The sequence below is a fragment of the Brevibacillus sp. YAE8 genome (assembly GCF_057543335.1).
The window spans coordinates 287,812-313,539 of sequence record NZ_BAAIYG010000001.1 but is presented as its reverse complement, the minus strand read 5'-3'; the positions used below and the strand labels follow the sequence as shown (position 1 = coordinate 313,539).

Here is a 25,728-nt window from a genome sequence, read left to right as displayed (position 1 = left end):
AGGTTTTTTCGATGAAAAACATGGCGTTCATCAAACTCGTCTATGAAAAACAACTGGGGGGTGACATTTATTATGAACCCTAGTATTTTGCAAGGCACGCGAAAGCATCTGATTAACCAGCTTGTCTTTTTCGATGAGCAATATTCGCTCTTTTTCGATCATTATGTCCGGGATTACGGAAAAGAAAAACAGACGGTTGACGACATGATCCAGCGCTACAAGCAGACGCTGGAACAACTGCTCGCCAAAGACGACAGTGCGCTGTTTGAGTCGCTCAAGTCAGTGACTTTGCTTGGCAGCAGCGTGAAGGTGCTATTTGAAGAGGATGGCTTTGAGGAATCATTCACTGTGGTGTACCCCACAGACATTGATCCAGACAACAACAGAATCTCATTCTTGTCGCCCATCGGCAGACAGTTGCTGCTGGCCGCTCCACACGATTTTGTTGTTCTGGAGAGCCCGGTCGGCAGGCAGCAGGTGCAAGTGCGGGAGATAAGCTTTACATATATGGGCGGTTTTTCAGCTCAGTAGTCATGATGAAGGGAAAAGGCGCTAACGGTTCGGTTAGTGTCTTTTCTTTTTCCAGGCAAAAGGAGGAGAGCAAAATGACAGGATACGACCAGCTCGATGGCGTACACATCCCTTGGCAACGGTTGACGACCGCATACGGGCGAGGAACCGAGCTGCCTGCGCTGATGGCAGCGCGCGCCTACGAGAAAATCGCTCCGCTGATCGAGCATCAGAGCACACTGTGGCAAGTGACTCCCACATTATCCCTTTATGGAATCAGGTTGCCCGCCGCTTTGTAGATGCGGTACCATTCTTCCCGGGTCAAGCTCAGGTCTGCCCCTTTGCACGCGTCCTTGAGTCGTTGCGCATTGGTCGTCCCGAGCACCACTTGAATATTGGCGGGATGGCGGGTAATCCACGCGACAGCGATGGCGGTGTTCGTCACCTCGTACTTTTCCGCGATGCTGTCGATCACCTTGTTCAGCTCCGGGAAATGAATCAGGTCGCCGAGAAACGGGCCGCTGAACATGCCGTGCTGGAAAGGCGACCACGCTTGCATCGTAATGTCGTGCAGACGGCAGTATTCCAGAATGCTACTGTCGCGGTTGAGCGATTGGTCTGTTTTCATGTTCAGGGAGATGCCGGAATCGATCAAGGGTGTGTGCGCGATGCTGAACTGGATTTGGTTGACCACGAGCTTTTGCGGTATGTACTTTTGCAAGAGCGCGATTTGCGCGGGGTTGTGGTTGGACACCCCGAAATAGTTGACCTTGCCCTGGTCCTGCAACTGCTGAAAAGCTTCCGCGACTTCCTCTGGCTCCATCAACGGGTCCGGGCGATGGAGGAGCAGAATATCCAGATAGTCCGTTTTCAACCGTTTCAATATGCCGTCGACCGAGGCGAGAATATGCTCTTTGGAAAAGTCGTAGTAATTTTCCTTGGAGCGAATGCCGCATTTGCTCTGCAAAATCATTTTCTCGCGAATCGCCGGGTTCATCTGGATGGCGTCGGCAAAATGCGCCTCGCAGCGGCCTTGTCCGTATATATCCGCATGGTCGAAAAAATTGATCCCTTCTTCGAGCGCTGTACGGATCAAGTTTTCCGCTTCTGCCAGGGAAAGCTGGGTCAGGCGCATATTGCCCATAATCATGTTGGAAGCGTGCAACTCGGTGTTTTTGATCGGATAAACCTTCACGTTCATTCCCCATCCAATTTTTCGCTCCGTAATACTTTCGGCAATCGCGATCGTTGTCCCTACCGCTATTTGATTCCAAGCCCGCGTTTTTTGCGCACGAGCGTCGATATATTCACCCCGAGCTTGTCCGCGCATTCCTGCATCGTGCTCGTTTCTTTCAATACGCGCTGGATGTATTCCCGCTCAAACCGTTCGACCGCTTCCTTGAGCGCAAGCGGTTGCTCCATTTTAGCCAGATGCAGCGGGAGCGCGCTATGCTGCGAATTGCGAATCGAGGCGGGAAGCTGATCGTACGTGATGCGTCCATTTTCGCACATGTGGTAGGAGCGCTCCACGACGTTTTTCAGCTCGCGGACGTTCCCTGGCCAGTCGTAATCGACGAGCGCTTCCAGCGCGTCGGTTTCGAGGCGCATTTCCTGCTGGTATTTCCACTCCAGCTTTTTTAAATAGTAGAAAACGAGAGCGGGAATATCTTCCCGGCGTTCGCGCAAGGGCGGGATGGTCAGCGACAGCACGTTCAGCCGGTAGTACAAGTCCTGGCGAAACTGCTTCTGCTCGACCATCGCTTCCAGGTCGCTGTTGGTCGCCGCGATGATCCGCATGTTCACCTGGCGCGACGTTTTTCCGCCCAGCCGCCTGATTTTGCCGTCCTGCAAAACGTTCAGCAGCTTGACCTGCAACGGAAACGGCAAATCGCCGACTTCGTCGAGGAAGACCGTGCCGCTGTGCGCCAGCTCAAACAGTCCTTCCTTCGCCTGGCTGGCTCCGGTGAACGCGCCTTTTTCGTAGCCGAACAATTCCGACTCCAGCAGATGGTCGGGGATCGCCCCGCAGTTGATTTTGATAAACTCGCCCGAGCGTCCGCTCTGTGCGTGAATGTAGTTCGCCAAAACGTCTTTGCCGACGCCGGACTCGCCAAGCAGCAAAATCGGCGAATCGTTGGCCGCAAAGCGATTCGCCAGCGAGACGATCCGGTGCATCATGCTGCTGCGGTAGATGATCTGGCCGCCCGAGTCGATGTCGTTTTGGATCTGCTCTAGCGCGCGTTGGAACGAAGAATTGATCTGGCGCGTTTCCTCCAGCTCCTGCTGTAGCTTGTTCAGCTCGGTAATATCGCGGACGTTGCCGACGACAAACAGCAGCTCCCCGTTTGGATCGAGCAGCGGCGTCGCGGTATTGATCGCCGTCCGGCCGTTGGCGTAATGGATGACGACGCTATGCGTCTGCTTTGTCGCGATCGCTCTGGCGGCGGAGGAATCCGGAACCATGTGCATTTCTTTTTGTTCAATATAACTGAAGTTGTTCAGGATATCAGCAGGAATCCCGGTAATGCTCAAATAGGCGTCGTTGTACAGGAGCACATAGCCGTTGCGGTCGCAGATCGCCAGACCGTCGTGGGAAGTTTTGAAAATGGTCATAATCAACTGGACGAGCTCGGTATTGTCGCTTCCCTGGAAAAATTTGGTCTGATACATGGTGTTCCTCCTTGGGCATGGCTTGTTGCTTGTTTGCAAAATAATCAGAATTGAGCATCCGTGCGCAAAAATGCATATGCAAAATGAATCATCAAGTACATTCGTTGTAAAGAAACCGCTTTCATTCGCTTGGCACGCAACTTGCTCATACGTTATGGTGAACGATGGAGAAAGCGAGGGATGTTTTCATGTCTTCATTATATCAGGTATTGACTCCTGCGGGAGAGCTGACAGCGGCGATTGACGGGCGACTGGATGAGTCCATGATGATAAACATGTATGAACAGATGGTGCGGGTGCGTTTGTTCGACCGCAAGTCGATCCATTTGCAGCGCCAGGGGCGGATGGGGACGTACGCGCCGTTTGAAGGGCAGGAGGCTTCGCAGGTCGGAAGCGCGCTGGCGCTCAAGCCCGGGGATTGGCTGTTTCCCACTTACCGCGATCACGCAGCGGCGATTGTGCATGGACAGTCGATGGCGCGCGTGTTTTTGTACTGGATGGGCCATATGGAGGGCAGCATCAGCCCGAAAGGCTTGAACATCATGCCGCCATGCGTGCCGATTGCGACACAGATGGTTCACGCGGTTGGCACGGCGTGGGCGAGCAAGCTGCAAAACGAGCAGCACGTCAGCCTGGCCTACTTTGGCGATGGGGCGACGTCGGAGGGCGACTTCCATGAAGCGCTCAACTTTGCCGGGGTGTTCCAGACGCCGACGATTTTTTTCTGTCAAAACAACGGCTATGCGATCAGCGTGCCGTTTTCCCAGCAATCCGCTTCGAAAACGATTGCCCAGCGCGCAGCCGCCTATGACATTCCCGGCGTGCGCATCGACGGCAACGATATTTTCGCCGTCTGGCTGACGATGCAAGAAGCGGTGGAGCGGGCTTTGAACGGGCAAGGGCCAACCTTGATCGAAGCGGTGACATTCCGCTACGGCGCCCACACGACCGCAGACGATCCGAAAAAGTACCGCGATCAGGAAAAACTGGCGGAGGAGTGGAGAAGCGAGCGCGATCCGATCCAGCGGCTGCGCACGTTCCTCGTCCGGCGCGGGCTGTGGAACGACGCCAAGGAAGCGGAGCTGATCGCCCGGGCAAACGAGCAGATTGACGCGGCACTGGCGGAAGCGGAGAGCTATCCGAAATCCCGGCCGGAAGACATGTTCAAGCACGTGTACGCAGAGCCGACCTGGATGGCAGTCGAGCAGGAAGGCGAGCTTGCGAAGCCAGCGAAGAAGGAGGACATCCCGGCATGATTCGCAAACTGACGATGATTCAAGCAATTACGGAAGCCATGGATCAAAAGATGGCAGAAGATTCGCGCGTCATGCTGCTCGGCGAAGACGTCGGCGTGAACGGAGGGGTTTTTCGCGCGACCGAAGACCTGATTCACAAATACGGGGCCACTCGCGTCGTCGATACGCCGCTGTCCGAGGCGGGCATGATCGGGGCGGCCATCGGGCTTGCCATGAACGGGCTGATTCCGGTCGTCGAGATTCAGTTTCTGGCCTTTATTTATCCCGGCTTCGAGCAGATCGTGTCCCATGCAGCGCGGATGCGTTACCGGACTCGCGGCCAGTACCATGTGCCGATGGTCATTCGCACGCCATACGGCGCAGGCATTCGCGGGCCGGAGCTGCACTCGGAGAGCGTCGAGACGTTTTTTGCCCACGTGCCAGGGCTGAAGGTAGTGGCGCCGAGCACGCCCTATGACGCAAAAGGCTTGCTGATCGCCGCGATGGAAGACCCGGACCCGGTCATCTTTTTGGAGCCGACCAAGCTGTACCGGGCTTTCAAGGAAGAAGTCCCCGAAGAGATGTACCGCGTGCCGATCGGGAAAGCAAAAGTGGTGCGCGAAGGGACGGATATTTCGATTTTTGCCTGGGGAGCGATGCTGCGCGTAGCCGAGGAAGCGGCGAAGCGGATTGAGCGTGAGCAGGGAGCGAGCTGTGAGGTCGTGGACTTGCGCACGATCTACCCGCTCGACCGCGACGCGATTGTCCAGTCGATCAAAAAGACCGGGCGCGCCGTCGTCGTCCACGAGGCGCACAAGACCGCAGGGATGGGAGCGGAAATCATCTCGATCATTAACGATGAGGCGCTGATTTATTTGAAGGCTCCCGTGAAGCGGATTACGGGCTTTGACGTGCCTGTCCCGCAGTTCAGCATCGAGGACGATTATTTGCCGACGCCCGCGCGCGTCATGAGCGGCATAGTGGAAACGCTTACGTTTTAGCGTAAAGGAGCGAGGAACATGGTGGAGTTCAAACTCCCGGATGTGGGAGAAGGCATGCATGAAGGGGAAATCCTCAAGGTGCTGGTTCGCCCGGGCGAAGCAGTCGTCCAGGACCAGCCTGTCATTGAGGTACAGACGGACAAAGTTAGCGCAGAGCTGTCCGCTCCGGCAACCGGGGTCGTCCAGGAAATTCGCATTGCCGAGGGCGACACGGTCGAGGTGGGAACGGTACTGCTGGTGATCGACACAGGGGCAGCAAGCGGAGAGGGCACGGAAGCGAAGCCGACTGTTACGCCTGTATCTGCACCGGAAAAGCAATCGACCGCTACGGTTCCGGCTCGTCAAGGGGCGCGCCGTTCCTTGGCGACGCCGTACGTGCGGCAGTTGGCGCGAGAAATGAAAATCGACATTGAACAGGTGAGCGGCACGGGGCCAGCCGGACGCGTCACCGAAGAAGATTTGCGCCAGTTTGCCAGCGCCGGGCAAAAGCGCGCGCTGCAAGAAGTATCGGCGACTGCTTTTGCCGCAGCTCCCGTGAACGAGCCGGCGGAGCCTGCGCGTCCAGTGACGCCAGCAGCCGTTAGCAAGACGGCAGAACAGGAAAAGCCCGTGCAAAAGCAAGCGGCCTCCCAGGCGTCGGCCTTGCCCGTGGGCGTGGGCGATCACCTGATCGAACGTCTGCCGCTGAAAGGCATCCGCAAAAAAATCGCCGAGCACATGGTGAAATCCGTGACGGTCATTCCGCACGTCACCTCTGTCGACGAGCTGGAAATGGATCAGCTTCAGGCGCTGCGGGAGCGGCTGAAACCGCATGCCGAGAAAAAGCAGCTCAAGCTGACGTTTTTGCCGTTTTTCATCAAGGCGCTGGTGATCGCGCTGAAGGAATATCCGGTCATGAACGCTTCCATTGACGATGCTACCAACGAAATTTTGCTAAAGCGCTTTTATCATATCGGGATTGCAACCGATACGCCGGACGGGCTGATCGTGCCTGTTATCCGGGACGCAGACCGCAAATCCATTTTTCAACTGGCAGCGGAGATCAAACAACTGGCTGAGCTTGCTCGCGAAGGCAAGCTGACGCTTGAGCAGATTACAGGCGGGACGTTTACGATCAGCAATGTGGGACCGATCGGCGGCCTGCAAGCGACGCCGATCATCAACCATCCGGAGGTTGCGATTTTGGCCCTGCACAAAATGGAAAAGCGCTGGGTCGTGCGCGAAGAGGAAGGCGTGATCCGGCAAATGATGAACATATCGCTGTCCTTTGACCACCGGCTGATCGACGGAGTGACGGCAGTGCGCTTTACCAACCGGATCAAGGAGCTGCTCGAAGATCCGAATCTATTGTTCGCGGAGATGGTCTAAATGGTAGTTGGGGAAATCGCAATCGAAACAGACGTTGTCGTCATCGGAGGGGGCCCTGGCGGCTATGCGGCGGCCATTCGCCTCGGCCAGTTGGGCCAATCGGTCGTCCTGGTGGAAAAAGAGGCGTTGGGCGGCGTGTGCCTCAACCGGGGCTGCATTCCCTCCAAAGCGTTGATTCATGCCGCAGGCGAGTACCATAAGCTGGCCGGGCTGGGCAAGCTGGGGATCAGGCTGCCGGACGGAAGCGCGGCGTTTCACATGCCGGACTGGCAAGCGTGGAAAGAGTTCGTAGTTGCGCAATTGAGCCAGGGGGTAGAGCAGCTTTGCCAGGCAAACGGAGTGACGGTAGTCAAAGGCTCCGCCACGTTGCTTTCTGCCGACCGGATCGGAGTCGAGACGGGCGGCGATTTTGAGACGTACAAGTTCCGCCAGGCGATCATTGCCACAGGCTCCCGCCCTTTTGCGCCGAAGGCTTTGGCGCCGGACCATGAGCGTATTCTGGATTCCACGGACTTGTTGAACCTGCACGAACTGCCGAAGTCGCTTGCGATCATTGGCGGCGGCTATATCGGGATGGAGCTGGGCATGGCGCTTGCCAAGCTGGGAACGAGCGTGACGGTCGTAGAGGCAGCACCAGGCATTTTGCCGCAGACGGCTCCCCACTTGACGCAGGAAGTGCGGAAGCAGGCGAAAAAGCTGGGGATAAGCGTGAAGACGGCGACAAAAGTCGAGGAAATCTCGCGTAGCGGTGACCAGGTGACACTTGCCGTCCTCTCTGAGCCGCACGGACGCGAAGAGCTTACGGTGGACAAAGCATTGGTGACGATTGGCCGGGTGCCGAACACGAGCGACATCGGATTGGGGCAAGCCGGAGTCGTGATCGATGAAAAAGGCTACATTCCCGTCAATGCCGAGTGCCGCACCAACCAGCCGCACATTTTTGCCATTGGCGATGTGACGCCCGGGCCTGCACTGGCGCACCGCGCCTCGAAGCAAGGCATCGTGGCCGCCGAAGTCATCGCGGGCTTGCCAAGCAGCGTGGACTCGCCGTATGTCCCTTACGTCATTTTTACCGACCCGCCAATCGCCGGTGTCGGCCTGACGCCAGAAGAAGCAAAGGAGCAGGGCTATCGGGTCAGAACGGCGTCGTTTCCGTATCGGGCGAACGGCAAAGCTTTGGTGATCGACGAGCGTGACGGCTTCGCAGAAGTGGTCGTCGAGGAAGACACGCACCTGCTAGTGGGCATGCACGTAGTCGGCGCGGATGCGCCGAACCTCATCGGAGAAGGTGCGCTGGCTCTGGAGCTTGCTGCCAGAGTCGAGGATTTGGCGCTCACCATCCACCCGCACCCGACCTTGAGCGAGGTGTGGCTGGAAGCAGCGGAAGCCGCCCTCGGACACGCCATCCACATCGTCAACAAAAAATGAGCGAAAACCTCCTTGCTCGCGAATGGAACGCGAAAGGGGGTTTTTTCTTGTCTGCCCGAAAGTATATCTTTTCCTGCATGAAACCAAACTAAGTAGGAAACGGCACGTTCGGCTGCAAAAAAGGAGAGGGCACGATGGGAGACTGGGTGACGATTTGGATCGGAGCGAGTATCGGGGCATTTCTGGCGATCGTGTTGCTCGCGACCGTAGCGTTTTGCTTTTCGCGCGGATTCGTGCGCTGGGCGGTCGGCCACTTCGCCAAAATCGTGATGAACGACCGCTATCCGGAAAACATATGGGAAATCGTCTCGGCGCTGACGCGCGTCTCTCCCCAAAAGGTGCTGGAAAACAGCTTGCGCGCTGCGGAGGGCACCGCGATTGACAGGCCGTTCGGCACGCCGCGAAAATTTTTGAATTACGACGGTCTCCTGTTTTCCCCCGCGCAATTGTCGGTGCTTCCTGCGCCTGAAAATGCCGAGGTCGATATGCGCCTCACCATCGGGCCGATGGCCAAAAAACCGTTGACGCTGGAGATTCCGCTGTTGGCTGGCGGGATGGGCTTTGGCGTTGGCGTGACGGATAAAACCAAGATCGCCATTGCCAAAGGGACGGCTGCGGTCGGCACCGTCACGAATACGGGAGAAGGCGGTTTCTTACCCGAAGAAAGAGAAAACGCAAAATATTTGATCTATCAATATCATTCCGCGACATGGACAAAGAGTCCGGAGATTCTCAAGCAAGCCGACGCGATAGAAATCCGGATCGGCCAAGGCGCTACCGCCGGAGCTGCGACTTTTATCCCGCATCGTGATCTTCGTGGCAAGGCCAGCCAAGTCATGCATCTGCCAGACCAGGAGTACATCGTCATCCCTTCCCGGCATAAAGAGGTGCAGAAGCCAGACGATCTTCGCAAGCTCGTCGACCAGCTCCGCGAGTTGACAGAGGGTGTGCCGATTGGGGTCAAGATGTGTGCCAGCGCGAACATGGAAGCCGATCTGGAAGTGGCGATCATGGCTGGCGTCGATTTTATCAGTATGGACGGGGGCCAAGGCGGCTACAAGGGCAGCGCGCCGATCTTGCAGGACGACTTCGGCTTGCCGACGATCTACGCGGTGTCAAGAGCGGTCCGCTATTTGCAAAAACGCGGCGTCAAGGACAAAATTACGCTGCTGAGCGGAGGTGGGTACTATACGCCAAGCCATTGCCTGAAAGCGCTGGCCCTGGGGGTGGATGGCGTCTATTTGGGCACGGCCATGCTCTGGGGGATGGCGCACGATCAGGTCACGAAGGCCATTCCGTGGGAGCCGCCCACCCAGCTCCTGTTTTATGGCGGGCACTCTCAAAAAGAGTTTGACGAGCAGGAGGCGGCCAAGTATTTGGAGCATTTTTTTTGCGCGTTTGTCGATGAAATGCGGATTGCCACTCTCGCATTGGGCAAGACATCCGTTCGCGAGGTAGGCGTCGACGATTTGATCGCTCTCGACAGCATGACCAGCAAAGTCACAAACATCCCGCTCGCGTACACCCCGCGCATCCCGCACAGTCCGTCATGAAGGCAAAAACAAGACACGATCGGTTAACCCGTACGAGCAAAGCTTCCTTCTGTCGTTTTTGGGGTTGGAAGTGGCAACAGGCGCGGCTTTGTATCTCGTATTCGTGATCTTCCGTAAGCTGGATTCCAGCCCGTATGCGTTAGTCAAGCTGGGGATTATCGGGAGCGCAGTCGGGTTGGTTCTCGATGCGTTCGCGCTGTGGAACCGCGATGTATTTTTTGCAAAGCTTTCCAATGAGCAGTTGCTCGCCTTTACGATCTGGATGGCTTTCGCCTACGGTTTGTATTTGGCGCTCCCGCTGTTCATGGCAAAAGGCGACAAATCATAAGCGATTTCTGACGGATCGTTTACCCCCTATTCAAGAGGTCCGGCAAAAGCCGGAAGCCTGAATAGGGCTTTTTGTTAGCTCGTTATCGTTCAGGCTTTTGCGCAAAGCGATCATGCTATATAATGATAATGATTATCAATTACATTCATTCGCAAAAGGGAGAATCATCCGAGTGTTTTTACATCCGTTAGAATGCGCAAAAGAGACGTTTTTCGTTTTACAGCGAATGGAGCGGCAGCAATACGGTTTGCAGCAGGAGCATCCTCCCGTATGGAAGGATGGGCACCATCTGCTCTACGTCCAGGAAGGAGAGGGGATCTTGCGCGTGGACGGCGACCCGCTCCTGTTAAAGCCGGGAAAAATCGTGCTGCTCGCCCCGGATTGCTGCGTAGAGGTGGAGGGCCGCTCCTGCAAGCCGCTGTCTCTCTACGATTTTTCGTTTACATATACCGTGGCGAGCGACACGCCAGCACAGTCAAAAAAAGCAAAGGCTGTCTTTTCCCCTGGCCATCACGCGCTGTCTGCCCAGGCTGCCGCTCGTTTTGCGCAGTTGCTGGAGCAAATGGAGCAGCTTGCGGAAACAGAGGAGCCGCTCGCCAAGTGGAAGCAGTCGATTTTGTTCCAGGAAATCATGTACCTCGCCGTCTCCGATCCGCTGACAACGGAAGAAACAGGCGGGACGCGGGAAGCGATTGAAAAAGTGCTGCTTTATGTGCAGCAGCATTATCAGGAGGACATTTCTTTAAAGGAAGTCGCACAGATGCACGGCATCAGCGCCTCGAATTTTTCCAGCGTGTTCAAAAAGCATGTCGGACTGAACCCGCTTGACTATGTGACACAACTGCGAATGGCCCAGGCGCAGCGAAAATTGAAGGCGAGCCAACCGATTGAGCTCGTCGCCCGGCAGGTTGGCTTCAAAGACCCGCTCTATTTCAGCCGCATTTTCAAGCGAACAGTCGGCGTCACACCGTCCGCCTATCGAAAACAGAGCCAGACGGACAAGATCGTCACGCTGCTGCCGCATTTGAACGATTACTTGCTGGCGCTTGGGGTCAAGCCGTTTGCGACGCTGCCCTACGGCGGGAATGACCAGGTGGATGGCTACTTGCCTTATCTGGCTCGCGAGTTGAGCGAGACAAAGCTGACGGGAAGCTGGAACAAGCCGGACATGGACGAGCTGGCAGAGGCGAAGCCCGGATTGATTCTCGGCTCGAACTGGTTCCACATCAATCTGGAGTCGGTGAAAAAAATCGCCCCGACCATCCCGATCATTTTGCGGGATGACTGGCAAAGCCTCTTGCTGGAACTGGCTCGTTTTTTCGGCAAAGGAGAAGAAGGGAAGCACTGGATGCGGCGATACGAGCAAAAGGTAAATCAGGCGAAGGCGCTCTTGTCCTTGTCCAAAGCCCGTGACGAGTCAGTTATGATTCTCACCGTGACTTGCAACGAATACCGGGTGTACGGCGGCAGAAGGCAACTCGGCAAGGTGCTGTACGAAGATTTGCGGTTGACACCTCCGGCGGGGATTTCGACCAAAACGCATTACGTCTGTGTGACACTCGAACAAATCCAGGCGATGAATCCCGACCACATTTTTTTGTCGACGAACAATTCCAATCCGAGCAAAGAACAGATCAAGGCCCTCCAGGCGACCAAGGCGTGGTCCGGTTTGCGGGCGGTGCAGAAACATCAGGTGTACGAGGTGGAGAGCTGGCTGAACGGTCACGCTCCGATCAAGCACAGCCTGTCCATCGACGTCGCCATCAGCCATCTGGCCGAGAGCAAGCAATGGGAGGTCTCTGTCATGTAAGCCGCTTCGTCAGCAAGTGGCTTTTTTTCATGGACGGCCGCAAGATTTTGTCCATATAGGAACAAGATTTTGTCAATTGTGCCAGGTCAGCGGCTTACTCTATAATCACTAAAGTGAAAATGATTATCAATAACAACGCGGAGGTTCAGTCATGATATCCTTTCAACCGTTTAAAAAAGTAATTTCCGGGGCGCTCTGCCTGTTTGCGCTGACCGCAGCGGGCTGCGGAACCAGTCCCGCTCAGCAGGGAGCGCAGGCGGGAGTAGCGCCAGCCCCGGCACCTGCCCAGGAGCAGACGATCGAGCACGATATGGGCAAAACGGTCGTCAAAGGGGACCCGCAAAAAATATTGTCGCTTCATCCATGGATCAGTGACTTTTTGCTTTCGCTGGAGATCACACCATCGGCTTCGCCAAGCTCAGGCCCCAACTCCACCGAGTTCACCTGGTATTTGAAAGACGGGCTGAAAGATTCGGTCAACCTGGGCTGGCAAATTCCGAAGCCGAACCTGGAGCTGATCGTGCAGAGCAGCCCGGATTTAATCATCGGCAACCAAAACTTCGGCGAGTTGAACGAGCAACTGTCCAAAATCGCCCCGACGATTTTCATCGAGCCGGTTGAAGATGACCAAGGCGTGCGAAAAATGCGCGAGACGTATTTGCGCCTGGCGAAGATGCTGAAAAAAGAAGAAATCGCCAAGAAAAAGATCGCGGAATACGACGCAGAAGTGGAGAAGTACCGCGCCCAGCTTAAAGCGGCGATGGCCGACCAGACCGTCATGTTCCTGCGCGTCACCGATAAAGAGCTGCGCTACTACAGTCCGAAGCTGTTCGAGGTGCTGTACGACGACCTCGGACTGGCCAAGCCGGCGAATATTCCGGATGCGGCCAAGAGCTTTCAGCCGCTCTCTATTGAAAAGCTGCCAGAGGTCAACCCGGACCATATTTTCCTGCTGCACGAAGGCGGAGACCGCGTGTCGTCCTTGCGGGAAACCGCTGTATGGAAAGGGCTGGACGCTGTGAAAAACAACCGCGTGTACGAAGTAGACTACGATCTGTGGTTCCAAGGTTTCGGCCCGATTGCGAACCGCTTGATTCTGGAAGACGCGACCGAGAAGCTGCTCGGTGCGAAAGCGAATAAATAAGCATTGCGATAGAAAAACGTTCCTCTTGTTCCGGAAGCCGTCAGACACTGCTGTGTTCTGGCGGCTTTTTGCTGTTTATTTTTTGCCTGCAAAAACTTCCTCTCTGTGAAGGCCGCTCCCAGTCTATCCAAATTTTTAGCGCAGGCAAGCGTTGCGCATGTTGATATACTGACTCTTTCGGCCGCCTGACTACCCGCGCCTATCCGGACACCACCGTCGTCTTGTACGAGTACGACCTGCTCGGCCGCCATGATGATGATTGGCAGCGGGGTTGTAAAATCTTGGACAATATCGACTTCTGTTTTCGTTTCCATCTCGCGAATTAACTCATTCACGACTGTTCCACCCGCGGCTCCCACGTTTTTAGGCTTCTCGGCGTGAAAGCGGCCGAAAACAAAGAGCGCGCCTTGCGGTGTTCGGGCGGGTCGCTGTCATGGATGTTCAGGCGTTCTGGAAACGTCCCTTCCTTTGTGCCAGCTCCGACATTGACAAGGGTACGCTCGCGAACACTCGAAAATAAGGCGTAGTCGGTCAGCACCCGTTTCACGTCTTCGTAGCGGAAAACATTCCAAGTGTTCGTGCCCGCGTGGTAGTAAACCGGATGCTGTTCAAGCATTTTCTTATACCACGCTACAGGAAAAAAATGTTTGGATTTCGCTTTAAAATTCGTGATCTCAGACGGTAGATATACCGTATTTTCCATCTATATACCTCCTTTTGAATGATTGGTTTGTAAAATGGCGCATGAAAAGGAAAGGGATGCGGAGAAGGCTCCCCAACGAGCGTGGAAGGGAGGTTCCTCCGGCCGCTAATCCTGTATTAGCATGCCTATCCAGATTTTTCCATTTAAAAGAGGAACAGGAGTCATAAAAGAGGAACGGGAGTCAGGGGCTTGAGATTTTCACGCGCGGTCTGCGGCAAAAAAAGCGCGGACAGAAAGCAATTGGGCTAAATACCAACTTGACCGATAGGTTTTATTTAATTTACACTTGTAAGTATCACATACCGATATTCACCCACGCCGATCAGTCCACTGAAGGCTCCCCGTATTTGCCTTGCGCATGCGTGTGGGAGCCGTTTTTATGGAGGAAAAATGCTTTCGCCAGGGGGAATGAACGTGGAATATACTTGTCTGACTTGCCAACAAGTCTTCGCGTCCGAAAAGGGGCTGTGCCCGCATCTGCAACAGTTTTTCACTTCCGCAGAAGGACAAAAAATTTGGCGCATACGGCTTCTCCACCGTTACGCGTATGAATTTTACAGCGATTCGCAAATGCAAGAGCTTGTGCGCGAGCAGCCGCTGATGGTCTCGGAGGTGCTGTGCGTCGAGCAGTTTGATACGAGGACGTACACGGGCCTGAACGCATTGGGGCAGCGCGTCTCTATCCTGGAGTAGACGAAAAAGGAGCGGCTGCGGGTGAACTCATTGTCGGTTCATCCCGGAGCTGCTGCTTCGAGAACGAAGAGGTGCGGCCGCACGGATGGCGGCCTGCTCGCCCGGCCCGCATCGTCTTTTCCCTGATGGCGCTCGGCGTGGCGGCTGCTGCCATGTTGCCCTTTCCCGATCGACGAAAGCGCGATGAGGGAAGCGGTCACGAGTTTGTCATTTCTATAAAAAAGTGGAAAAAGATTGAAATCGACGGACGGATGAATTAAAATTTTGCTAAAGGAAGCACGGACGTAAGCAAAAAAGATGCGATCATGAGCAGCAAGGGACGATGAGCCGCTCGTAAAAGCCCCGTTTGAATCTAATAGCACAACAACCTGAGTGAATCTATTGAAGCTTAGGCACTTTAGAGGAATGAAGGGGTCATACGGCAAAGCGCACTGGAGTGTATCGGCTGACGGATACATGAAGGGGCGAAGCTTTGCCGTTTTTTTGTGTTTTTGCCATCCAAAAGCAAAAGAAAAGACCCGAAAGAGAAAGAGGTTTCCAAGATAATGGAGGAATCGCTAGCCATGGAGCCAATCAACTGCTACCCACTGACTCATCCGCAAAAAAGAATCTGGTCAATCGAGCAAATTTATCCCGACACTCCGTTGCACAACATTGGCGGAACTGTCATCATAAAAGGCCCTGTGCAACTGCCTGCGCTTGAAAAAGCTGTTCATCTGTTTATCGGCAGACATGAAGCGTTGCGACTGCGCGTTTTGAACCGGAAGGGCGAGCCGCAGCAATACGTGAGTCCGTATGAACCTTTCCCATTGGACTGCCTAGATTTCTCAACTGGCACAGAGCCGCAGCACGACTTTGCCAACTGGGTGCAGGCGGAAGCGAGAAAGCCGTTCGTCATCGAAAACGAAAGGCTTTTTTATTTTGCCCTGTTTCGCCTCTCGGACCGCGAGCATGGCTACCTGGCCAAGTTCCATCATCTGATCGCCGATGGATGGTCGATCAAAATCATGACCGACGAGATTCGCGAACGGTACGACAAGCTCGTGCGCATAGGGGCAGCAGACGAAGAGCCTGCTCCAAGCTACTTGGCGTACATCGAGCACGAGCGGGAGTACCTTTCGTCGGATCGCTTCTGCAAAAACCGGATGTTTTGGAAGGAGAAATTCCGCGACTTGCCCGACTCGCATCTGGAAAAAAGCTCAGACACGCTGCCGGGAAACCGCCTCACGTATGAATGGAGCGCCGAGCTGTCCACCCGGGTAAAAGAGTGGGCCAACGCGAACAACTGGTCGTTGAACACCGTTTTTGTCGCGGTGTATTTGCTGTATGTCCACAAGTTCACCGGGCGCGCGGATCTCGTGATTGGCACGCCGGTGCTCAATCGGTCTGGCAAGCAGCAAAAAAGCATGTTTGGCATGTTTACGAGCACGATGCCGTTTCGGTTTTTGGTCGACGATAGCTGCTCGGTTGCGGACATGATCGGACAGGTCAACCGGGAGCTGCGGGATTGCTTTTTCCATCAACGCTATCCGTATGACTTGCTGATCCAGGATGTGGAGCTGAAGAAAAAGGGCCACCACCAACTGTTTGATGTGTGCGTCAATTACTACAACACAGCGCTCGATACAACGTGGGACGGCTACGCGGTCGAGAATGTCGAGTTTTACAGCGGGCAGCAGATTTACTCCATGCAACTGGTCATCAAGGAATGGTCCGATTCCGGTCGCATCAGCATCAGCTTTGACTACAAAACGAACGACTACACAGCGGAGCAAATCCGCGATTTGTTCGCTCGCCTGACTGCCCTGGCCGGGAAAATCGTGGACAAGCCCGACGAGCCGATCAGGCGGTTGACGCTTTTTTTCGCGGATGAGCGGCAAAAACTGGTGGAGGCGTATAACCGAACCGATGCGTTTTATCCGCGCGACCAGACGATCTACCAACTGTTCGAAGCGCAGGCAGCCAAAACGCCGGACAAGCTCGCGGTGCAGCATGGCGAAGCGACTTTGACCTACCGCCAACTGAATGAAAAAGCCAATCAGCTTGCCAGATATTTGCGCGAGCAAGGAGTCGGGCGGGAAACGATTGTAGGCCTTTTGACCACGCATTCGCTGGAAACGGTGGTCGGGCTGCTCGGCATCGGAAAAGCGGGCGGAGCGTTCATGCCCATCGACCCTGACAATCCTGCCGAGCGGATTCGCTACCTGCTGCAAAACTCCGGCACCAGGCTTTTGCTGACGAATGTGGACACAGCGGACGAGTGGGACTTCAACGGACAAGTCATCCGCCTGCCGGACGTCGACTGCACAGCGTATGCATCGTCCAACCTGCAGGCGGAGAGCGAGCCTCAAGACCTGGTCTACCTGATTTATACATCCGGCTCTACCGGAAAGCCCAAAGGCACGATGATCGAGCATCGCGGGCTGGTCAACTATATTTGCTGGGCCAAAAAAATGTATGTCAAGCAGGACGACGAAGTGTTCCCGCTCTATTCGTCGTTGGCGTTCGACTTGACGATTACGTCCGTCTTTACCCCGCTCATTAGCGGCGGAACGATTTTGGTCTACAGCCACAAAGAAGACGAGTACGTGCTGTTCCGCATCATGCGCGAGAACCGCGCGACAGTTGTCAAGCTTACGCCTGCGCATTTGTCGCTGCTGCTGGATCGGGACAACCGGAATTGCTCGGTGAAACGATTCATCGTCGGCGGGGAAAATTTGAAGGCCAGCCTCGCCAAAGGCATCTATGACAGCTTCGGCGGCAACATCGAAATTTTCAACGAATACGGGCCGACCGAGACGGTAGTCGGGTGCATGATTCACGCTTATGATCCCGCGACGGACACGCGAGCGGCTGTGCCCATTGGCAAGCCGGCCGACAACGTCCGCATTTACGTACTGGACAGGCACCTGGCTCCTGTCCCGACCTGCGCCGTCGGGGAAGTGTACATTGCCGGCGACGGGGTGGCGAGAGGGTATTTTCACAAGGAAGAGCTGACCCGCGAAAAGTTTATCGACAACCCGTTCGCGCCTGGCGAGCGGATGTACAAGACGGGAGACCTCGGCCGATTTTTGCCGGATGGCAAGCTGGAGTATTTGGGCAGGAGCGACCAGCAAGTCAAGATCAGGGGCTACCGGGTCGAATTGGGAGAAATCGAAAACGGGTTGCTTCAGCACCCGCTCGTAAAAGAGGCGGTTGTCCTCGTGCGGGAAGACAAGCAGCAACCCGCAATGCTGTGTGCGTATTACGTCGCGGCGGGCGAGATCGACATTTTGGACTGGAAGCAGCAGTTGGGGCGGCAGTTGCCGGATTACCTTGTCCCGCAATATTTTGTAGAGGTAAAGGAAATTCCGCTCACAGCTAACGGCAAAGTCGATGCGCGCTCCTTGGCAAAAATCCCTTTGCCGAGTACAGAACATAGCGAATATGCCGCTTATTCGAGCGAGAAAGAGCAGCAGTTCATCCAGACCGTGGCAGAAGTCCTCGGCGTTCGGCAGATCGGCCGGAAGCACAACTTTTACCATATGGGCGGAGACTCGATCAAAGCAATTCAGATTGCTTCCAAGCTGAGCGCCAAAGGCTACCGGATCAAAGTCAAAGAGATGCTGTCCCACCCTGTCATGGAAGAGATGGCGCTGCTTGTGGAAGCAGTAGAGCCAACCGTTGTCGAGCAGGGGCTGGCTGAGGGCAGCATTTTGCCTACGCCGATTGCAGCGTGGTTTTTTGCCCAAGCATTCCCCAAGCCGCAGCATTATCATCAGACCGTCTTCGTGGAAATCAGTCCGGCGATCACGGCAGACATGCTGGAAAGAGCGCTGTTCAAGCTCGTGGAGCACCACGACAGCTTGCGGATGAACGTCGACGCGCGCGGCGAGCTGTTTTACAACAATGACCACCTGCTGGCCCGCTTCAAACTCGAACAGCGCGACTTGACAGGCGTTGCCCCTGCCGAGCGCTACGGCAGGCTGGAGCAAGCGGCGCACGAGCTGGCGGAGCGCACGGACTTGTCCCGCGACCTTTTGCTGAAAGCGTGCCTGATTCAGTTGGGGAGCACACGCACTTTGCTGCTGTCTGCCCATCATCTCGCAGTCGATGGCGTGTCCTGGCGCATCATCCTGGAAGATTTGAACGCGCTGCTCAAGCAAAGCTGCCTCGGACAAGACGCCGCGCTTCCTTTGAAGACGCATTCGTATCAAAAATGGGCGGAGGCGTTGGAGCGCTCTGGGCAAAGCGTGGGAGAGGCCGAAAAAGCGTACTGGGAAGCGGTCTGGCAAAAGCATGTGCCGTTTCCGGTCGACCATGACGCTGGCGCAGACAGCTTGGCTGTCAGTTGCACGCTTTCCGCCGAGCTGGGCCAGCAGGAAACGCTGGCGCTTTTGTCCGAGGCCAATGCTGCCTACAATACGGAGCCTGTCGATCTGCTGTTGACGGCTTTGTTCGTCGCGATCCGCGAATATACCGGACAGACGGATATCGTGATCGAAACAGAGGGGCACGGGCGAGAGCAACTGGAGGAGAAGCTCGATATCGGCAGGACGGTCGGATGGTTCACGAGCCTCTACCCGTTCGGCATCTCGCTCACAGACAAAGCTTTGTCCGCGCAGATCAAGCACGTCAAGGAGACGCGGCGAAAAGTCCCCCGTAACGGAATCGGCTACGGCATGTTGCGCTATTTGGCAAAGACGCTGCCGGAAGCCGCCCCCCGGACGGTCAGGTTTAACTACTTGGGCGAGTTTGCCCAACCGTTCGACGGCGGCTATGTCAAACTGCTCGGAGGCGCTCTTCAGCACAACACGAGTCCAGACAATCCGCTCACGTGCCTGATTGAGCTGAACTGCTTTGTGTTGGACAGTCGCTTGCAAATACGGCTGGCCTTTAGCCGGAACAAGTTTACGGAAAGCAGCATGCAGCGCTTTTTGGACAACTTCCGGCGGCGTCTTGCTGAGATCATCCTGCATGGCAGCGAGCACGGAGCGAAGGAGTTTACCCCTTCTGATTTTGACGCGGTGGAGCTTACGCAGGAAGAGCTGGACAATCTGTTCATTTGACGGCGGGAAAATTCGGGATGAGAGGGTACGTTTATGAGAAAAGGAATCGCGGCATGGCTTGTCCTGCTTCTGCTCACCATGACTTTTCCCTGGAAATTACAGGCGGAAACAGCGGCAGCAACCAGTCTGGGCGCAGAAAAAATCGCAGCGATCGAAGCGTGGATCGCACAAAAAATGCAGGACGGCAAAATTCCCGGCGCTTCTGTCGTCATTGTAAAAGGTGAAGAGACGGTCTACAACCGCGGGTTTGGCTATGCGGATGTGGCCGCGCAAAGCCCGGTGACGCCGCAAACGCTGTTTGAGCTTGGCTCTACCAGCAAGGCGTTTACGGGTCTGGCTGTCCTGACGTTGGAGGAACAAGGGCGGCTCAGCTTGCAAGACCCGGTGCAAAAGTATCTCCCGTGGTTTCAGATGAAAGATGCCGCAGGAAATACGCCGCCTATTACGTTGGCGCAATTGCTCCACCATACGAGCGGAATCCCGTTCCGCTCGATTGGCGAAATTCCGGCAGGCGAAGAGGCAGACGCGCTGGAGCGTACAGTGAGGACAGCGCTAGGGCAGACGCTTGATTTTCCTCCGGGAGAACGATTCCTCTATGCGTCTATCAACTACGATGTCCTCGGATTGGTCGTCGAAAAAGTGACGGGCATGTCTTTTGAACAATATGCAAAAGACAACGTGCTGACGCCGCTTGGCATGCAGCATTCCTACCTGTTCCGGCAGGAAGCACAGCAGCAGGGGATGGCCAAAGGCTATAAGATCGGCTTTTTGGGGGCGCGAGAATACGAAGCTCCCGTGTATCGGGGCAATACGCCAGCCGGATACATCATTTCCAATAGCGAGGATATGGCGCTCTGGCTGAAACGGCAGCTTGGCGCGGTAGCGGAAGAACAGGTGAGTAGCGAGCTGATTGGGCGGTCGCATCAGCCGGATCGGTCCGTTTTTCCGGGCAGTGATGGTTCCTCGTATGCGGCTGGCTGGTTCGTCTACCAAAAAGGCAGCGGCGAACTGTCCCATGGCGGAAGCAACCCGAATTACTCTTCCTCGGTCGTCATTCGCCCTGGCGATCAGTTGGGGGTTGCGGTATTGACCAACATCAACTCGGCTCATACGCAGGCGATGGGCCAGGGAATCATGGACATGTTGCAAAACAAGCAGCCGCCGGAAAACGTTTCCGACCTTTACAGCAGCGTCGACAAGGTGGCGGTTGTCATTTTGTGCATCGCGCTTCCGTTGATTGCACTTACCGCCTGGTTTGCCGCCAAGGCTCTCGGCGAAATCGCCCGCAAACAGCGGCGTCCATCCGCAGGGCTTGTGAAAAACGCGTATCGGTTTGCGCTGCTGCTCGTCTGTCTGGGGCTGTGCGGATACTGTTTGTGGCAAATTCCCGCCGTTTTGTTTGATGGGCTGTCCTGGAGCTTCGTCGACGTCTGGGCGCCTTCAAGCTTTAGCATCGCCATTCTTAGTTTGTTTGTCGGAATTGTGCTGTTTTCCGTCTACTACTGGCTGACGGTCGTGTTTCCAAAAGCGAATGACCGCACCTTTTTTCCCGTCATCGTCCTCAGTACGGTCAGCGGACTGGGCAACGCGCTGATTATTTTCATCATTAACGAGGCGCTCAACCATACCGACCGTTTTCAGGGCGGCTTGTTTTCCTTTTTTGTGATGGGCATTCTCATCTATGTGTTCGGACAAAGGCTGGTCAGAGCCAAGCTGATTACGATCACGAACGAGATGGTGTTCCAGAAGCGAACAGAGCTGATTGGCAAAATCCTCAACTCTCCGTACCAAAACATTGAAGCGATCGAAAAAGAGCGCATCTACTCCGTGTTGAACAACGATACGGAAACGATCAGCGGCGTGTCCAACATCCTGATTTTCGGGGTTACCAGCCTGGTGACGCTGCTGTGCTGCTTCATTTATTTGGGCATGGTCAACCTGTACGGCCTGCTCATTTCCATTGCCGTGATTTTGGCCGCTGCCGGGCTTTATTTTCTCGCCGGTCGGTACGCCAATCGCGTCTGGGAAGAAACGCGGGACATTCAAAACGCGTTTTTCAAGTTCATCAACCACATGATTGGCGGCTTCAAGGAGCTGAGCATCCACCAGGGAAAAAAAGGGCAGTTCCAGCAGGAGCTGCAGCAAAGCTGCGACACGTACCGGATCAAACGGATTCAGGGGGATTTGAGCTTCGCCAATGTGTTTGTGATGGGCGAGCTGCTGTTCACCTTCGTGATCGGGGTCGTTGCGTTTATTTTTCCTGTCGTCTTTACGGATATTGCCAACAGTTCCTTGCGCGCCTACATTTTTGTGTTCCTGTACATGACAGGCCCGGTGCATGGCGTGTTGGATGCGATCCCCAACTTCATTCGCGTGCGGATTAGCTGGAATCGGTTGAACGAACTGTCGAGACAGTTGGAACCCGGCGCGAAAACAGAGGACGGGCAAACGACAGCGGCAGCTCACGGCGAGGAGGGCATCCATTTGGAGGCCAGGGCGGTTGAATACCATTACAAAAACGCAGAGGGCGAGCCATTTACCGTCGGTCCGGTCAATTTGCGCGTCCACTCCGGCCAGGTCACGTTCATTACGGGCGGAAACGGGAGCGGAAAATCGACGTTGGGGAAACTGCTGGTGGGGCTGTACAAGCCTGACCGGGGCGAAATTTTGCTGAACGGCCAGCGCCCGGAAGACCTGGGGCAGCACTTTGCCGCCATTTTCAGCGATTTTCACCTGTTCGAGAAGCTGTACGGCATCGACGTCAAGCAGAAAGAACAAGAAATCCAGGACTATTTGCGCAAGCTCGGCATGGAAGAGAAGCTGCATATCCAGAATGGCGGCTTTAGCACGGTCAACCTGTCAACGGGTCAAAGAAAACGGCTGGCCTTGCTCGTCAGTTGCATGGAGGAGCGGCCGATCTATTTCTTTGACGAATGGGCGGCCGATCAGGACCCTGAGTTTCGAGAATATTTTTACAATACACTCATTCCGGAGATGAAGCAAAAAGGCAAGTGCGTCATCGCGATTACGCATGACGACAGGTATTTCCATGTGGCCGACCAGCTTTTGAAAATGGAAGTCGGTCAGCTCGCTCATGCACAAGTGAGACAGCATGCGTAGCCAACCATAGAGAATCTCTGCGTAAAAAGGGAGAGGAGGGGAGGCGGCAGAGCGAAAAAAATCGGGAAGCGATAGGAGCGGACGAGTTCGTTGCACGGTCTACTACGAAAAAAAGGATGATGGCTAAAGATGAATACATTCGAAACGATTGGCATTATCGGCGCCGGGGTCATGGGATCGGATTTGGCTCTGGACCTGGCGAGCCACGGATACCGCGTCATTTTGAAAGACTTGCATCCCGCCATTTTGGAAAACGCGAAAAAGAAAATGCGGGAAGATTTCAAGCTGGTCAAGCTGATGAAAAAAGAGATTCCGCTAAAAGACATCGAGCAGGTGCTTGACCATGTGCAGTTCACCACTGCGTACGACGATTTTTCGGCCGTGCCGTTCGTGATTGAAAACATCACCGAAAATTGGGAGGCCAAGAAGCAAGTTTACCTAAAGCTGCGACAACATTGCCCGGAAGACACGATTTACGGCGTCAATACAAGCTGCATTTCCATTACAAAGGTCGGCTCGCTCATGCCCAAGCCGGAAAATGTCATCGGGATGCACTTCATGAATCCGGTGCCGCTCAAGCAAATGGTCGAGATCATCCGCGGCTACTATACGTCCGAGCAAACGATCGAGAAAATCAAGGGCTTTTTGAAATCGGCCGACAAAAAGCCGGTGCTGGTCAACGATTCGCCCGGCTTTGTCACCAACCGCGTGCTGATGCTGATGATTAACGAATGTATTTGGGCGATTCACGATCAGGTGGCGACGCCGCAGGACCTCGACAAAATATTCCGCTTGGGGTTCAGCCATAAAATGGGGCCGCTGGCTACTGCGGACTTAATCGGACTGGATACGATTTTGCACTCGATTGAAGTACTCTACGAAAGCTTCAACGATCCGAAGTATCGCCCGTGCCCGCTGCTGGTCAAAATGGTTGACGCCGGACTGCTCGGCAAGAAAAGCGGCAAAGGGTTTTTCGATTATACGGCTGCGTCCCCGTTGGCGCGCAGTGCCCGGTAAGCGGTATGCCGGGCGAAGTCGGTCAAAATTTCATGTAAAGGAACATGCAAATGGAGCTGAAAAACGGGATTAAATGTGTCGTCTGGGATTTGGACAACACGGTCTGGAACGGCGTGCTGTCAGAAGGGGACGAGGTTGCCCTCTATCCGCAAGTCAAGGAAATCATGGAGCAGCTTGACCAGCGCGGCATTTTGCAATCGGTCGCGAGCAAAAACAATTACGATGACGCGATGCGCAAGCTGAAAGAGTTCGGCATCGACCACTATTTTCTGTACCCGCAAATTCATTGGGAGCCGAAGTCCAAGTCCGTCGGGGCGATCCAGCAGGCGATCAACATCGGGATGGACACGCTTTTGTTCATTGATGACCAGCCTTTTGAACTGGATGAAGTAAAAAGCGTGCACGATTCGGTTAACTGCCTGCACGCCGGGCGCTATACCGAGCTGCTGACCCATCCTTCGCTGATTCCGGCTTTTATTACGGAGGACTCGAAAAAACGGCGGCTCATGTATTTGCAGGACATGGAGCGGCAGCAGGAGGAAGAGTCGTTCACCGGAACGAGCGAAGAGTTTTTGAAAACGTTGGACATGAAGTTCATTATCAGCGAGGCGCAGGAGGATTGCTTGAAACGCGCGGAGGAGCTTACGGTGCGCACCAATCAGTTGAACTCGACGGGGCGGATTTACAGCTACGACGAGCTGAACTATTTCCGCCATTCGCCCGACCACAAGCTGTACGTGTGCGAGCTGACCGACAAATACGGCTCCTACGGAAAAATCGGAATCGCCCTGGTCGAAATGAACGAGACGCATTGGCATATCAAATTGCTCATCATGTCATGCCGGGTCATTTCGCGGGGTGTCGGCACCGTATTGCTGACGCACATCATGCAACAAGCCAGGCAAGAAGGCAAGCGATTGCTGGCCGACTTTAAAAATACGGAACGAAACAAAATGATGTACGTCTCCTATCGGTTTTCCAACTTCAAGGAAGTTTCCAAAGAAGAAGACGGTTTTGTCATTTTGGAAAACGATTTGACCCAGATTCAAAAATTCCCGCCTTACATTGAAGTGCTCGTTTTGTAATGACGATCTAACCAAAAAGCAACCCAAAAAAGGAGAGTTTACTCATGCAACTTCACCAACAAATTCGCGACTTTATTTTGGCCAATCTCGTTGTGTTCGACGACGAAGTGGAATTTGGCAATGCCGACAATATTTTTGAGCTTGGCTTCGTCAATTCCTTGTTCGCGATGAAGCTCGTCACGTTCATCGAAAGCGAGTTTCAGATGACGATTGAAAGCGACGAAATGGAAATTTCCAACTTCAATACGATCGACAACATCGTGAATTTCATCCAGTCCAAATCGGTGTACAAATGAGTGGCGCAGATGATTTACACGACGAAAAATACAAGCGCGGATTTCAATTGGACGGAGTATTTTACGACAATTAACAAAGGGGAGACGCCCAGTCTCGACGGGCAGCTCTATTTTCACAACGTCCGGCAGCTATTGCGTGAAAATGCCCACTTGCTCGGCCTGGTGCTGGGTGACGTGCTGCGCAAGCTGCTGCGGGACGTTCCGGTCAAGCCCGAACCAAGCGTGCTGGAGCTTGGGGCGGGGACCGGGTTTTTGACGCGGCTGTTGCTGACGATGTACCAAGGAAGCGGGGTATTGGTCGATAATTGCCAAACCTCCTTCGACGCCTATCAGCAAATCGCCCATAACCATGCGGAGCGGATTACGTACCTGCTGCAAGACTTGTTCACGTTGGAGCTGGCAGAGACGTTCGACCTCGTGTGCAGCTTTGGCTTGATTGAACATTTTAAAGAGAAGGCCGAAATCTTGTCCGTACATAAACAATTTTGCAAGGAAGATGGACATTTGATTTTGATCGTTCCCATGGATAGTTTTTTGACGCGTGCCTATTACGAGGTCCATCCCGAAATCAACCTGGGGTACCGGGAGCTGTTGACCAAAAAAACCGCTTTGGAGCAGCTCAGAGCCAGCGGTTTGCAGCCGATTCGCGCAGAAGTCAGCCAAGGCTATGTCTACGATTTTTTGACGATCTTATGCAAATGAGCAAGCGTAGGCAGGAG

The 25,728-nt window shown here is 54.6% G+C and carries 21 protein-coding genes; 18 read left to right on the top strand and 3 right to left on the bottom strand.

The genetic code is table 11. The features are described 5' to 3' along the window. The first annotated feature begins 72 nt into the window (after positions 1 to 72). Both AC27IT_RS00825 and AC27IT_RS00820 read left to right on the top strand, forming a co-directional pair. Positions 73 to 531, top strand: coding sequence for a GreA/GreB family elongation factor (locus AC27IT_RS00825; RefSeq protein ID WP_005833659.1), 459 nt, complete (start codon positions 73 to 75; stop codon positions 529 to 531). A gap of 74 nt (positions 532 to 605) precedes the next feature. Next, positions 606 to 809, top strand: a complete 204-nt coding sequence (locus AC27IT_RS00820) for a hypothetical protein (RefSeq protein ID WP_005833657.1) — start codon at positions 606 to 608, stop codon at positions 807 to 809. Here the strand turns inward: AC27IT_RS00820 and AC27IT_RS00815 are convergent. Together AC27IT_RS00815 and AC27IT_RS00810 are read right to left on the bottom strand one after the other, a co-directional pair. After that, on the bottom strand, positions 779 to 1,711 hold the full coding sequence (locus tag AC27IT_RS00815) for an aldo/keto reductase (RefSeq protein WP_217202410.1): 933 nt from the start codon (positions 1,709 to 1,711) through the stop codon (positions 779 to 781). The two genes, AC27IT_RS00820 and AC27IT_RS00815, sit on opposite strands and share 31 nt — an antisense overlap. 59 nt (positions 1,712 to 1,770) lie before the next feature. Further along, positions 1,771 to 3,180, bottom strand: coding sequence for a sigma-54 interaction domain-containing protein (locus tag AC27IT_RS00810; protein WP_005833653.1), 1,410 nt, complete (start codon positions 3,178 to 3,180; stop codon positions 1,771 to 1,773). 188 nt (positions 3,181 to 3,368) lie between these two features. Here AC27IT_RS00810 and pdhA point away from each other — a divergent pair, with 188 nt between their 5' ends. The 8 genes from pdhA (at position 3,369) to AC27IT_RS00770 (ending at position 13,047) form a co-directional block, all read left to right on the top strand. Next, positions 3,369 to 4,436: a pyruvate dehydrogenase (acetyl-transferring) E1 component subunit alpha gene (pdhA, locus tag AC27IT_RS00805; protein ID WP_007786698.1), complete on the top strand. Its 1,068-nt coding sequence runs from the start codon at positions 3,369 to 3,371 to the stop codon at positions 4,434 to 4,436. Beyond that, positions 4,433 to 5,416: an alpha-ketoacid dehydrogenase subunit beta gene (locus tag AC27IT_RS00800; protein WP_197186568.1), complete on the top strand. Its 984-nt coding sequence runs from the start codon at positions 4,433 to 4,435 to the stop codon at positions 5,414 to 5,416. The genes pdhA and AC27IT_RS00800 overlap by 4 nt, the downstream gene beginning before the upstream one ends. An 18-nt stretch (positions 5,417 to 5,434) precedes the next feature. Continuing rightward, on the top strand, positions 5,435 to 6,784 hold the full coding sequence (locus AC27IT_RS00795; protein ID WP_238500825.1) for a dihydrolipoamide acetyltransferase family protein: 1,350 nt from the start codon (positions 5,435 to 5,437) through the stop codon (positions 6,782 to 6,784). Then, positions 6,785 to 8,212: a dihydrolipoyl dehydrogenase gene (gene lpdA / locus AC27IT_RS00790; protein WP_007786692.1), complete on the top strand. Its 1,428-nt coding sequence runs from the start codon at positions 6,785 to 6,787 to the stop codon at positions 8,210 to 8,212. 134 nt (positions 8,213 to 8,346) lie between these two features. After that, entirely contained in the window at positions 8,347 to 9,765 is a 1,419-nt protein-coding gene (locus AC27IT_RS00785; RefSeq protein WP_431809040.1) for an FMN-binding glutamate synthase family protein, read from the top strand. 70 nt (positions 9,766 to 9,835) lie between these two features. Beyond that, the gene (locus AC27IT_RS00780; RefSeq protein WP_051353883.1) at positions 9,836 to 10,093 is read left to right on the top strand and encodes a hypothetical protein; all 258 of its coding nucleotides are present in this window, start codon (positions 9,836 to 9,838) and stop codon (positions 10,091 to 10,093) included. A gap of 172 nt (positions 10,094 to 10,265) precedes the next feature. Further along, complete coding sequence (locus AC27IT_RS00775) at positions 10,266 to 11,903, top strand: ABC transporter substrate-binding protein (RefSeq protein ID WP_122952439.1); 1,638 nt, start codon at positions 10,266 to 10,268, stop codon at positions 11,901 to 11,903. Positions 11,904 to 12,054: 151 nt separating this feature from the next. Beyond that, a complete protein-coding gene (locus AC27IT_RS00770) occupies positions 12,055 to 13,047 on the top strand; it encodes an ABC transporter substrate-binding protein (protein ID WP_122952440.1) in 993 nt (330 codons plus the stop codon). A gap of 331 nt (positions 13,048 to 13,378) precedes the next feature. Here the strand turns inward: AC27IT_RS00770 and AC27IT_RS00765 are convergent, their stop codons facing one another. Further along, complete coding sequence (locus tag AC27IT_RS00765; RefSeq protein ID WP_487091487.1) at positions 13,379 to 13,750, bottom strand: cytochrome; 372 nt, start codon at positions 13,748 to 13,750, stop codon at positions 13,379 to 13,381. Positions 13,751 to 14,158: 408 nt separating this feature from the next. On the opposite strand from AC27IT_RS00765, the gene AC27IT_RS00760 reads away from it, so the two are divergent. The 8 genes from AC27IT_RS00760 (at position 14,159) to AC27IT_RS00725 (ending at position 25,711) form a co-directional block, all read left to right on the top strand. Next, complete coding sequence (locus tag AC27IT_RS00760; RefSeq protein WP_005833634.1) at positions 14,159 to 14,443, top strand: hypothetical protein; 285 nt, start codon at positions 14,159 to 14,161, stop codon at positions 14,441 to 14,443. A gap of 71 nt (positions 14,444 to 14,514) precedes the next feature. Next, positions 14,515 to 14,703, top strand: coding sequence for a hypothetical protein (locus tag AC27IT_RS00755; protein WP_235694745.1), 189 nt, complete (start codon positions 14,515 to 14,517; stop codon positions 14,701 to 14,703). A 303-nt stretch (positions 14,704 to 15,006) separates the two neighbouring features. Beyond that, on the top strand, positions 15,007 to 19,491 hold the full coding sequence (locus tag AC27IT_RS00750; protein WP_487091484.1) for an amino acid adenylation domain-containing protein: 4,485 nt from the start codon (positions 15,007 to 15,009) through the stop codon (positions 19,489 to 19,491). Positions 19,492 to 19,524: 33 nt separating this feature from the next. Beyond that, complete coding sequence (locus tag AC27IT_RS00745) at positions 19,525 to 22,611, top strand: cyclic peptide export ABC transporter (protein ID WP_026557216.1); 3,087 nt, start codon at positions 19,525 to 19,527, stop codon at positions 22,609 to 22,611. A gap of 129 nt (positions 22,612 to 22,740) precedes the next feature. Then, the gene (locus AC27IT_RS00740) at positions 22,741 to 23,628 is read left to right on the top strand and encodes a 3-hydroxyacyl-CoA dehydrogenase family protein (protein WP_025847878.1); all 888 of its coding nucleotides are present in this window, start codon (positions 22,741 to 22,743) and stop codon (positions 23,626 to 23,628) included. Between the two features lie 50 nt (positions 23,629 to 23,678). Then, positions 23,679 to 24,713 carry an HAD-IIIC family phosphatase gene (locus tag AC27IT_RS00735; RefSeq protein WP_035422716.1) on the top strand — a complete coding sequence of 345 codons (1,035 nt, stop codon included), beginning with the start codon at positions 23,679 to 23,681 and terminating at the stop codon, positions 24,711 to 24,713. A gap of 44 nt (positions 24,714 to 24,757) precedes the next feature. Then, positions 24,758 to 25,009 (top strand): acyl carrier protein, encoded by a 252-nt coding sequence (locus AC27IT_RS00730; RefSeq protein ID WP_025847882.1) that lies wholly within the window; start codon positions 24,758 to 24,760, stop codon positions 25,007 to 25,009. A gap of 9 nt (positions 25,010 to 25,018) precedes the next feature. Continuing rightward, positions 25,019 to 25,711, top strand: coding sequence for an SAM-dependent methyltransferase (locus tag AC27IT_RS00725; protein WP_025847884.1), 693 nt, complete (start codon positions 25,019 to 25,021; stop codon positions 25,709 to 25,711). Positions 25,712 to 25,728: the final 17 nt, after the last annotated feature.